The sequence below is a fragment of the Paraburkholderia sp. J8-2 genome (genome assembly GCF_905220195.1).
Classification (GTDB): Bacteria; Pseudomonadota; Gammaproteobacteria; order Burkholderiales; family Burkholderiaceae; genus Paraburkholderia.
Map to the genome: position 1 here is coordinate 1,203,366 of NZ_CAJMZA010000001.1, position 11,423 is coordinate 1,214,788.

General features: G+C 65.9%; 9 protein-coding genes. 2 read left to right on the top strand and 7 right to left on the bottom strand.

From position 1 onward, the window contains the following. Position 1: 1 nt before the first annotated feature. Both U5A52_RS05310 and U5A52_RS05315 read right to left on the bottom strand, forming a co-directional pair. Complete coding sequence (locus tag U5A52_RS05310) at positions 2–1,390, bottom strand: chloride channel protein (protein ID WP_321934133.1); 1,389 nt, start codon at positions 1,388–1,390, stop codon at positions 2–4. A gap of 164 nt (positions 1,391–1,554) precedes the next feature. After that, a complete protein-coding gene (locus tag U5A52_RS05315; RefSeq protein WP_254337311.1) occupies positions 1,555–1,875 on the bottom strand; it encodes a pyrimidine/purine nucleoside phosphorylase in 321 nt (106 codons plus the stop codon). Between the two features lie 262 nt (positions 1,876–2,137). Here U5A52_RS05315 and U5A52_RS05320 point away from each other — a divergent pair, with 262 nt between their 5' ends. After that, positions 2,138–4,399 (top strand): TonB-dependent siderophore receptor, encoded by a 2,262-nt coding sequence (locus U5A52_RS05320; protein ID WP_321934134.1) that lies wholly within the window; start codon positions 2,138–2,140, stop codon positions 4,397–4,399. Between the two features lie 90 nt (positions 4,400–4,489). Here the strand turns inward: U5A52_RS05320 and U5A52_RS05325 are convergent, their stop codons facing one another. Together U5A52_RS05325 and U5A52_RS05330 are read right to left on the bottom strand one after the other, a co-directional pair. After that, entirely contained in the window at positions 4,490–5,290 is an 801-nt protein-coding gene (locus U5A52_RS05325; RefSeq protein WP_321934135.1) for a family 1 encapsulin nanocompartment shell protein, read from the bottom strand. Then, entirely contained in the window at positions 5,283–6,368 is a 1,086-nt protein-coding gene (locus U5A52_RS05330) for a Dyp-type peroxidase (protein ID WP_321934136.1), read from the bottom strand. Before U5A52_RS05330 ends, U5A52_RS05325 begins: the two co-directional genes overlap by 8 nt. 144 nt (positions 6,369–6,512) lie before the next feature. On the opposite strand from U5A52_RS05330, the gene U5A52_RS05335 reads away from it, so the two are divergent. After that, positions 6,513–6,785: a hypothetical protein gene (locus U5A52_RS05335; protein WP_321911344.1), complete on the top strand. Its 273-nt coding sequence runs from the start codon at positions 6,513–6,515 to the stop codon at positions 6,783–6,785. 16 nt (positions 6,786–6,801) lie between these two features. Here U5A52_RS05335 and U5A52_RS05340 read toward each other — a convergent pair whose 3' ends face one another. The 3 genes from U5A52_RS05340 to U5A52_RS05350 form a co-directional block, all read right to left on the bottom strand. After that, positions 6,802–8,892, bottom strand: coding sequence for a VTT domain-containing protein (locus U5A52_RS05340; protein ID WP_321934137.1), 2,091 nt, complete (start codon positions 8,890–8,892; stop codon positions 6,802–6,804). A 261-nt stretch (positions 8,893–9,153) separates the two neighbouring features. Beyond that, on the bottom strand, positions 9,154–10,845 hold the full coding sequence (locus U5A52_RS05345; protein ID WP_415773511.1) for a cation acetate symporter: 1,692 nt from the start codon (positions 10,843–10,845) through the stop codon (positions 9,154–9,156). After that, positions 10,842–11,165, bottom strand: a complete 324-nt coding sequence (locus U5A52_RS05350) for a DUF485 domain-containing protein (RefSeq protein ID WP_321934138.1) — start codon at positions 11,163–11,165, stop codon at positions 10,842–10,844. Before U5A52_RS05350 ends, U5A52_RS05345 begins: the two co-directional genes overlap by 4 nt. Positions 11,166–11,423: the final 258 nt, after the last annotated feature.

Genomic DNA, 11,423 nt, shown 5'->3' on the forward strand with positions numbered 1-11,423 from the left:
GTTAGTCGGAGGACTCGCGCGCCGACGGCTCGCGCAGCGCGGCGAGCCGCAGTTCGCGCTCGGCGCCGAGCGTTGGGGCGCCGTGCGAAGGACGCTGCGCGCGCGCCAGCAGCCGCAGCGTGGCGACAGAACCTGCCACGGCGAGCAGCAGTGGAATCGCCAGATCGTGATTCACGTGCGTGAACTCGAGGATCAGCACGGTCGCGGTAATCGGCATCTGCATCGAGGATGCGAGAAACGCGCCCGCCCCGACGATCGCAAAGGCGCCCGGCGAAAGACCGGGCCACACGTGATTCACCAGCCCCGCGATCACGATGGCGAGCAGCGCGCCGTTCGCGAGTCCCGGCGTGAGCAGGCCGCCCTTGGCGCCCGCGCGCAACGTGGTCGTCGTGATGAATACACGCAGCACGAGCAGCGTGGCGGCCAGACCAATGCCGAGGTTGTCGTCGAAGCTCAGGCCTGCCGGGCCCTTGCCGTTGCCGAGTAACTGCGGAAACCAGATGGCCAGCAGGCCGATGCCCGCAAAATTCACCAGCGTGTAGAGCGGCAGCCGCCAGTCCTTCGGCGACGCCTCGCGCGCGCGGTTCGTCACGCGCGAGAAACCGTGCGCGGCTGCGCCGAACAGCGGCCCGCAAAGCACCGACCACACCACGAGCTGCGCATTGATGCCGTAGGGCGGCACGTGGTATTGCTGCGCGTCGCCAAGACCGATCCATGCGATCACGGCGGCAATGGAAGAGGTGGTGATGGCCGGCACCACCACCGACCAGCCGAACGTGCCAAGCAGCACTTCGAGCACGAAAATCGCGCCGCCCAGCGGCACGTTGTACACCGCCGCGAGCCCCGCGCCCGCACCGCACGCGATCATCACACGGCGCTCCGCAGCGGTGAGGCCCGTACGTTTCGCGAGCCAGCTTGCGAACGCGGCGCCGATCTCGCGCGGCGCGACTTCGCGCCCGAGCGGCGAACCCATCGCGACGGTCACGATCTGCAGCAGCGCATGAACGGTGGTCGCGAAAATCGGCATGCGCTTGCCGCCCGGCTTGATCGCCGCGCTGATGCTGACGAGCGGACGTGCGTAGCGATAGAGCGCCCACCATCCGCCACCGCCGATCAACCCGCAGGCCACGAGCACGGCCACGCGCCGCCAGGGCGCGGTATCGGTCACGCCCTGCAGAAAGCTCTCCGCTCCGACGATATGGCCCGCGCCGTAACCGTAGGCCACGTGCTGGATCGCGTGCAGCAGCAGCGCGAGCAGCATGCCGCCCAGGCCCGCGCCGATGCCGGTAAGCACGGTCACGATCGCAAGCGTGGCAAGCGGGCTGCGCGGCGGCGGACGATCGGCGTTGGCGCGAGGGCGCGGCGAGGGAAGGGGATCGAGGGATGACACGGCGGAAAGGCGAGCGGGAAAGTCGCGGGGCGACGGGCTGGCGCCCATTGTAGCGAGCGGGTAAGGGCGGCGCGTCCAGCACGTTCAGGGCGCCCGGCGCGCCCCGGCAAAAACGAAAACGCCCGCCGCGAGTCGCGCGGCGGGCGTCGGGTCAGGCGAGGCGCTTACAGGTAGCTGCAAACGTAGTCGAGCGTCTCGATCACGTCGATGTCGAAGCGGCTCTTGCCCGGCACCGAGAACGACTCGCCGGCGCTGTAGGTCTTCCACTCGTCGGTGCCTTCCAGGCGGATGCGGCACTGGCCGGCCTGCACTTCCATCAGTTCGGCGGCGTCGGTGCCGAAGTTCAGCGTGCCCGGCAGGATCACGCCGAGCGTCTTGCGCGAGCCGTCGGCGAACAGCACGGTGTGCGAAACGCACTTGCCGTCGAAGTAGACGTTGGCGCGTTTGATTACGGAAACCTGGTCGAATTGTGCTGCTGCCGTCATGGCGGTCTTCCTCTGTCTTCGTGAATGGAACCGGGCGCCGGGACGACGCGTCGTCCGCGGTGAGGCCGCCATCATACCGGCAGTCGGGGGCGGCGGGGGGGGGGCTCGCTCCTGCGCCTTGCGTGGACCTTGGCGCTTGCCGCGGCCTACGAATTTCTCATTGAATATTTACAAACATATAACAAGTTATTACAATCGAAATAACGAATGAGAATCATGCGCATTCGTAACAACGACATTTCGCCGACCAACTCGCTCACTCATGTCCGTCCATTTCCCGACGCGGATGCGCGCCATCGCTTCCGTCGCTGCGCTCTATTGCTCCGGTTTCTTCGCATCGCCTCTCGTTTACGCGCAAACCGCACCTGCCGCCGACAGTTCAGCCGCCGCGAGCGCAGCGCCAGCTGCGCCGGCATCGTCAACCGCCGCTACGGAAAGCACGCTGCCCGCCGTGAAGGTCGTTTCCGCGCCTTCCGACATGCAGACCAAAGCGCTCGATTCGTACAAGTTCACGGCGCCGCTCATCGACACGCCGCGCTCGGTCACGGTGATTCCCGAGGAAGTGCTCAAGGAAAAGAACGTCACGACGTTCCAGGACGCGTTGCGCACGGTGCCCGGCATCACGTTCCTCGGCGGCGACGCGGCGGCGAATCCTTCCGCCGATCGCCCCGTGATTCGCGGCTTCGAATCGCGCAACTCGATCTTTGTGGACGGCATGCGCGACTCGGGCGTGCAGAATCGCGAAACCTTCGATGTGCAGAACATCAGCGTCATCAAGGGCCCGGATTCCGTGTATGCCGGGCGCGGCTCGGTAGGCGGCAGCATCGACATCACGACGAAAACACCGCAGGCCGATAACTTCATCAACGGCAGCGTGGGTCTTGGCACCGATAGCTACCGCCGCGCCACCATCGACTGGAACCAGACGCTCAACGACACCACCGCGTTCCGCCTGAACGCCATGGGCCACGACGCCGACCAGGCGGGCCGCACCGACGTGTACAGCAAGCGCTGGGGCGTGGCGCCCTCGATCGCGTTCGGCCTGAACTCGCCGACCACGGTCACGGTGAGCTACTACCACCTGAACACCTACGACATGCCCGACTTCAGCGTGCCGTTCCGCTCGACGGGCGGCACGCCGGTGTCGTCCAACCGCGGCCAGTTCTACGGCCTGAACACGCGCGACTACCGCTACGGGCAGACCGACACGGGCGAAGTGAAGGTGGAGCACCGCATCAACGACGCGTGGAAGATCAAGAACACGACGATGTTCGGCCGCTCGACGCTCGACTACGTCGCGACCAATCCGCAGCTCACGAACGCGACCTCGAACATCCTGAGCCTGCAGGCCAAGAGCGGCAAGTACGCGACCAACAGCGTCGCGAACCAGACGGAAGCGACCGGCAAGTTCGACCTCTACGGCATGCGCCACACGTTCACGGCAGGCGTGGAGTTCAGCCACGAGCAGGACCTTTACGAGGGCTATCTCGTGACCGACTCGGCGGGCAACAACATCCGCTCGGGCGGTCCGTGCTCGGTCGCGTACAACTGCGCGTCGATCAACAACTGGAATCCGAACAATCCGTGGACGGGCAGCATTGTCCTGAACGGCGACAAGAGCTTCCCGGGACCGGCCACGCATACGCAGACGAATATCGCTTCGGCGTACATGTTCGACAGCGTGCAGCTTTCCGAGCGCTGGATCTTCAACGCGGGCTTGCGCTTCGACCGCTACGACGTGACCGCGCAGCAGGCGGGCGTGGCCGATCTGTCGAATACGTCGAATCTCTTCAGCTACCAGTTCGGCCTCGTGTTCAAGCCGATCCCGACTTTGAGCCTTTATACGTCGTACGGCACCTCGGCGAATCCGCCGGGCTCGAATTCGGGCCTGGGCGGCGGCACGGACCAGATCACGGCGACCAACAAGGATCTCGCGCCCGAGCGCTCGCGCAATATCGAAGTGGGCGCGAAGTGGGATGTGCTCGATCAGCGCCTCTCGCTCACTACGGCGTTGTTCCAGACCGAAAAGACCAACGCGCGCGTGAGCGACGGCCTGGGCGGCACGATCAACGCAGGCTCGCAGCGCGTGCGCGGTTTCGAGTTCGGGTTCGCGGGCAACGTGACGAACAAGTGGTCCGTGTTCGGCGGCTATTCGTACCTCGACGCGATCACGACCGACGCCGGCCCGGCGAGCCCGGCACTCTCCGGCCTGCCGATGGTGATGGTGCCCAAGCACAACTTCACGCTGTGGACGAGCTATGACGTGCTGCCGAAGCTCACGGTGGGTGCGGGCGCAACGGTTTCGAGCCTGACGTATGCATCGGTTTCGGCGACTTCGCGCAAATGGACGCCGGGCTATGCGCGCTTCGATGCTTCGGCTACGTGGCGCGTGTCGAAGAAGATCGATCTGCAGCTCAACGTGAACAACATCTTCGACAAGGAGTACTACCAGAGCGCGTACCCGATTTATGCAACCTGGGCGCCGGGCCGCTCAGCAGTCGTGACCGTGAACTTCTATCAGTGATCGTTCATTGAGCACTAGAGGCAAGGCATGAAAAAAGGGGCGCTCGTCACGGAGCGCCCCTTTTTCGTGGCTTAAGGGAATCAGCGTGGCCTATTCCGGCTTCACCGCCACCGAAGCCTCGGAAGTCAGCATCAAGAACGTAAAGCTCTCTTGCAGATAAAGCTTCACGCTCTTGTCGTCATGCGACGAATATCCGATCGACACATCCTGCCCGAGGTGGAGCGCGAAATCGCCGCCACGTGTGCTCAGGATCGCGCCGCCTTCGATGGCCGGCGCCCAGATGATCTCGCCGTTCACGAGACGGCGAATGTGCTCGAGAACCGGATAGCCCTGATCGCTCGCTTCGCTCACCGCCGTGTAGGCATCGGAGCCGAGCAGCACGGTGTACGGGCCGTCCACGCCTTGCAGACGCAACTGTTCGAGCGCCTTGGCGATGACCGTGGGGTAGTCGGCGATATTGGCCGGCAACGGCAGGATCGGGTTCGACGAGCCTTCGCGAATGCCCGTGATCTGCGCGGCCGTGTAGCCGTCGAAGATCGCGCGGTCTTCCGCGAACGCGAGGCGCGTGGCCGCTTCCTTGGCCGGTTGCCAGTCGGAGTCTTCTGCGCCGCGCTCCACGTCGTCAATGGCGTCGCGCGAGAGTTCGAACGGCACGCGCAATTCCACAATCGCCTTCACTTCGCGCTGGCGCGCGCGGATGCCTTCCAGCGGCGCTTCAATGCCGTTCTGGTGGCCGGTGCCGATTGCCGCGAGCGCCGGGCCGCCGGGGCCCTCGACGTCCACGACGCGGCGGCCCGCGAGCGAGCGCTTGAAGGTGCGCGCGACTTCTTCTTCGATTTGCGACCACGCGGCCGTGGAAATGGGCGCCAGCTCGCGATGGAGGTTATTCATACCGGGGTGCTCCTTTGAGGGATCCGATGGCGAGCGAGCCGTCCGCGCTCGGCGCGGCGGCAGGCCCGGATTCTGTTTCTGATGACGTGGCGGCGCTCGCTTCGATGGTGGGCGCGGCACCCGGATCGACTTCGGCGAGCGCTTCGAGCAACGGTTGCGAAGGCACGAAGAACAGGCTGCCCGTGACAGCGCGGCTGAAGTCGAGCAGCCGGTCGTAGTTGCCGGGCGGCAGGCCGACGAACATGTTTTCGAGCATCTGTTCGATCGGCTCGGGCGAGCGCGCATAGCCGATGAAGTAGGTGCCGAATTCGGCCGAACCGGGCCGGCCGAACGGCATGTTGTCGCGCAGGATCTTGATCTCGTTGCCCGCGTTGTCTTCGAGCGTGGTGAGCGAGCTGTGCGACCAGCTCGGCTTCACGGCTTCGTCCAGTTCGATGTCCTGGAGTTTGGTGCGCCCGATGATGTGCTCCTGGGCTTCCACAGAAAGCGCGTTCCAGCCTTTCATGTCGTGCAGGTACTTCTGCACGAGCACGTAGCTGCCGCCGCAGAATTCGGGGTCGTCGCTTTCGCCGATTACGGTGAAATGCACGGCTTCGTTGCCCGTGGGATTTTCGGTGCCGTCGACGAAGCCGATCATCGCGCGCATGTCGAAGTTGCGAAAGCCGTGCACTTCGTCCACGGTCGTGACCGCGCCTTCCAGGCGCGTCATGAGCTGGGTGGCGAGCTCGAAGCACAGGTCGGTTTCGTCGGCGCGAATATGCAACAGAATGTCACCTGGCGTGGCGATCGCCCGGCGCTCGCCGGTGCCGAATTCGCGGAACGGATGCAGGTTGGCCGGGCGCGGTTCGCCGAACAGCTTGTCCCATGCGTCGGACGAAAAGCCCACCACACACGAGAGATTGCCCGCGGGCACGCGTTTGCCCACCGCGCGCACGAGGTTGGCGACGTCGGCGCACCAGGCGCGCACGGTGGCGCGGCTTGCTGCGTCTTCGTTGACGGTGGCCACGATGAAGAAGGCGTTGCGCGTAACAGCGCTGGAGACGGACTGCGGTTCCTGCGTGAGAGAGGCCGGCGTCATGATGTGGGGTATCGCTTGGGAATCGGGTTTGAGTTCTGCTGCGCCCGCATAGTTTAGCCAAACTCGCGGAAAAAGGCCGTTTGCAGGCGAGAGGGGTGCCGTGCGACGATATTGGCATGTTAGGCATGGGACAGGAGACACGCCATGTGGGACCACACCGAGCATGAAGGCTTCGAGATCTGGGTGCTGCCGATTCCGGCGTTCGGGCCGCGCTCGCCCGAGCCGCTGTTCCACTACAGCGGCTACATTTGCCGCCACGGCGCGGATGCCCATGTCGAAGGGCGCAGCGTGCGCTTTCACGACATGATGCGCAATTACACCGGGTCCGACGCCGCGCTCGACGCCGCCTACGCGGACGCCCGCAAGCGCATCGACCGCTTCCATGCCACGGGAAGCTGGGGCGAGAGCACCGCCTGAGCTTTCGATTTGCCTTTCAGCGGCCGCCCTGCACGATCAGCTTCACGGACCGCCCCTCGCAACCCGCTTCGCCCGGCAGCGCGAGCGTGCGCCAGCCGGCCGGCTGGCCGGGGGCGCTGAGGTCCGAGGCGTCGTCGAGGTAGCTCGTGACGACGTTGAACGGCCAGGAACCGCGGCGCAGTCGCTCGTGCACGAGCGAGCCGACCCAGATTGGCGTGAGTTCCCCTGCGTCTGCGTTGCCATTGCCATTGTTGCTTCCAGCATGCCGCGGCGCGAGCGCATAGCCTGAAGGCCAAAAGCGCAGCACGTCCCGGTGGCTGCCCGGCGCGAGCTTTTCGTCTCCGGCGTCATTCCCGTCGGTCAGGCGCGCGCGGGCGAACACGAGCGGCGAGGGCAGGCCGTTGTTCAGCTTCGGCAGCAGCGGCAGCGACATCACGTCCACGTTCGGCGCAACGAGCGAAAGCACGCTTCTCAGCGAGATCTGCGGGCCTTCGGCCCAGCCTGCGTCGCGCAGCGCCGTGCGCAGGTCGTCCGCGCTTGCGGCCCACTGGATCGTCATCGGCTCGCGGCGCGCGCCTTTCATGTCGAAGCGGTAGCACGCAAACGTCCTCCACAGCGAGTCGCTCCACTGCAATTGCGTGATGACGACGGGCGGCGCCGCCGTGGCGGTCGTAGGCGGCGCGGGTGGGCGCACTGACGGCACCGTCTGCAGGAGAACGGCGCCGACCAGCACGATGAGCACGATGGGCGGCACATACGGACGTTGCGGCGGCCGCTTGGGGTAGCGCCAAAGCGAGGTGAGCACGACGATCGCCACCCAGATCGCGGCGAAGGCTGCGCCGCCGATGGCGTCCGAGAACAGGAAACGGTCGAAGTAGAGCCCCGCGAACGCCACGGACACGACAATCGCGTTGCCGAGCGCGGCGACGAGCGCGGCCTCGAGCATGCTCGCGCGGCGCACGAGCAGGAACATCACGAAGCCGTAGACGATCACCATCGACGCCACGCGGTCGCTCGGGAATACGTAGGCTTCGATGGCCTGGCCGCCGCCCGTCGCCGTATGGTGGATCACGAAGCGCAGCATGAGGATGAGCAGCTGCGAAACGGCCGCCGCAATCATCCAGTAAGCGATGGTGCGCCAGCGCCGCTCCAGCACCATCCACACGGCCATCGTCGCGATGAGCGCCGCCAGCGTCCAGGTGCTGCCGAGTGTCTCGACGCGCGCGAGCGTCGCATCGGCCCATGTGGTGTGGATCGACTGAAGGAACTGGCGCACGGACTGGTCGAGCTGCACGAGCGGCTCGCCGCGCAGCACGTTGCCGAGCACATAGGAAAACACGGCCGCGCATACCGGCACGAGGCCCGTGATCACGATCACGGGGCCGAGCGCGGGCTGCGCCGGATCGAGCAGGCGGGCGAGACGCTTCGAGGCGCGCCCGGGATGCTGCGCCGCCCACTGCGCCGCGCTGCGCCGCGACGCGCCGGCCCAGTTGTCGATGTGCAGGAGCAACATGCGCACGAAGCGCCAGATGAGCCAGATCGCGAGCGCAACGATGCCGATCACGACCACGAGCCGGAACGACACCGCGCCCGCGAGCTGGAGCGAGGCGCCGAACACCACGCCCGGCACGATATGCGCGGGCGCCCAGATGAGCGCGGAGATCACGTTCATCATGAAGAAGCGCATGGGCTTCATGCCGGCCATGCCCGCGACGATCGGCACCACGGCGCGCAGCGGCGCGATGAAGCGCGCGAGGATCACGCTGCGTGTGCCGTGGCTCACGAAGTAGGCCTGCGCGCGTTCGAGAATGCCGGGGTGGCGGCTGAACGGCCACATCTGGCCAAGCGAGCCGCGGTAGCGGTGGCCGATCCAGAAGCTCACGCCGTCGCCGGCCACGGCGCCCACTATGGCGCAAACGAAGAGCCAGCCCAGATTGATCGTGCCCGTGGCTGCGAACGCGCCCGCAATGAACATCGCCGTGCTGCCGGGAACGAACGTGCCGATGAACGCGAGCGATTCGAGAAAAGCGGCGACCACGACAAAAGCAAGCGTCCACGTAGCGTGCGCGGCGAGCAGGTGCAGCAGATGATCGTAGGCGTGCTCCATCGGCGGTGCGGCTGGGTACGGGCGTGGCGGCGGTTGATCGGGCGGCGCGCGGTGCGCCCGGTTGCGCGCCGCGTCCCATGCGCACTATAACCGGCGCCGCAATTGCGCGTGCGCCGTGGTGTTGGCGCGCCGCGCACGCCGCTATGAAGGCCAAAAGAAAGCGCCCCGCAGCGTGCGTGATGCATACGCTGAGGGGCGCGGGACTCGCGCATGACGTTGTCCGTTTCGTTGCGCGATCAGGCGATTTAGCGCCTCAGTGCCTTAGTGCTTCACGGCCTCCATCGGCAGGAGTCCGGTCTGGCCGTAGAATTCCTGCGCGGCGAACGCCTCGCGTTCCTTGCGGGCGCGCGCACCGGCGTCGAGGCGCGAGACTGCCCAGATACCGAAGAACGCGAGCGGCACGGAAACGATCGCGGGATTGTCGAGGAACACGGGTGCGTGGGCGTGATGGAGCACGTCGACCCACACCGACTTCGAGAAGACCGTGAGCAGTACCGACGAGACAAGGCCGAGCGTACCGCCTGCAACCGCGCCGCGCGTGGTCATGCCGCTCCAGAAGATCGACATGACGAGCATCGGGAAGTTGGCGCTGGCCGCCACGGCCGCGACGAGACCCACGAGGAATGCCACGTTCGCGTGCTCGAAGAGGATGCCGAGGCCGATTGCAATTGCACTGAGTACGAGTGTCGCGACGCGCGAGATGCGCATCTCGCGATGCTCGTTCTTGCGTCCGCGCGCGAGCCAGCTTGCGTAGAGATCGTGCGAGACCGTGGTTGCGCCCGAGAGCGTGAGGCCTGCCACCACGGCGAGGATCGTCGCGAACGTGACCGCCGCGATGAAGCCGTAGAACAGGTTGCCGCCCACCGCCTGGGCGAGCTTCACGGCCACCATGTTCGAACCGCCGAGCAGGTCGGTCGTGAGATTGAAGTGGCCCGCCGCGTCGACGCGGAAGAACTCGGGATGCTGGGCGAGCAGCGCGATCGCCGAGAAGCCGATCACGAACGTGAGCAGGTAGAAGTAGCCGATGAAGCCCGTGGCATAGAACACCGACTTGCGCGCCTCTTTCGCGTTGGGCACCGTGAAAAAGCGCATCAGGATATGCGGAAAGCCTGCCGTGCCGAACATCAGCGCGATACCGAGCGAGAGCGCGTTCAGCGGATCGCGAATCAGCTTGCCCGGCGCCATGATGCTCAGGGCGCCCGGGTGCACGTTGACGGCCTGGCGGAACATCTCGTTCGCACTGAAGCCGAAGTGCGCAAGCGCGAGCACCGCCATGAACGTCGCGCCGCACAGCAGCAGCGCCGCCTTGATGAGCTGCACCCACGTCGTGGCTTTCATGCCGCCGAAGAACACGTAGATCACCATCAGCACGCCCACGACGATTTCGGCGATCCAGTAGTCGAGCCCGAACAGCAGTTCGATGAGCTTGCCCGCGCCCACCATCTGCACGACCAGATAGAAGATCACGACCATCAACGAATTGGCCGAGGTGATCAGGCGGATCGGGCCTTGCTCGAAGCGATAGGCGACCACGTCGGCGAACGTGAACTTGCCGAGATTGCGCAGCGGCTCGGCGATCAGAAACATCACGAACGGCCAGCCGACGAGAAAGCCGATCGAGTAAATGAGTCCGTCGAATCCGAAGATGAACACCATGCCCGAGAGGCCGAGGAACGAAGCCGCGGACATGTAGTCGCCGGCAATCGCCAGGCCGTTCTGCAAGCCGCTGATGCCGCCGCCGCCCGTGTAGAAGTCGTGCGCGGTGCGCGTGCGGCGCGCGGCCCACTGCGTGATGCCGAGCGTCACGAGAACGAAAAGCACAAACATGCCGATGGCTACCGGGTTGTGCTGGGGCGCGGGCATGGGCGCTGCCGCGGCAGCGGGCACGTTTGCGCGGGCGAAGCCGCTGGCGGCCGCGAGTGCGAGTGCGGGGAGAAGGCGGGCTGGCTTCATGCAGGCACCCCGTCATGGAGCTTCGCGATGAGCGCGCGCATGGCCGGATCGAAGCGGCGGTTGGCGCGCAGCACATAGAGGCCGGTGAGCGCAACAGCGCACAGGATGATGCCTACGCCAACGGCAATGCCGACGCTGGTGGTGGCGCTCGCATAGAGCGGATGCGCGAGCTGATGCGGCGCGAGCGCGACGACCAGGATGAAGCCGTAGTAGATGGCGATCATGAGCGCGGTCAGCGTGAAGCTGAAGCGCCGGCGCACGGCAATCAGCTGCCGGTATTCGGGATGCGCCTTGATCGTTTCGATCGAGGGTGTCGTCATGGTGTCTCCGGTTCCACGTCATGCAACCAGTGCCGTCTCGTTGCGGCAAGCGCGCATGCCCCGTGCCGCCTTCGGCGGGTGCATGACGCCGTTTGCGGCGGGTCTGGTTGTCGTTTCTATCGAATGACCACGGCGCTTGTGGGCGCCGCGGCGGGTGCGCGTTTGGCGGCTTGTCGTTGCCGCTTCTTGCGCTAGCAGCGTCGTCAGGCGAGCGTGCTCGCCAGCTCCGGCACGACCGTGAACAGGTCGCCCACGAGG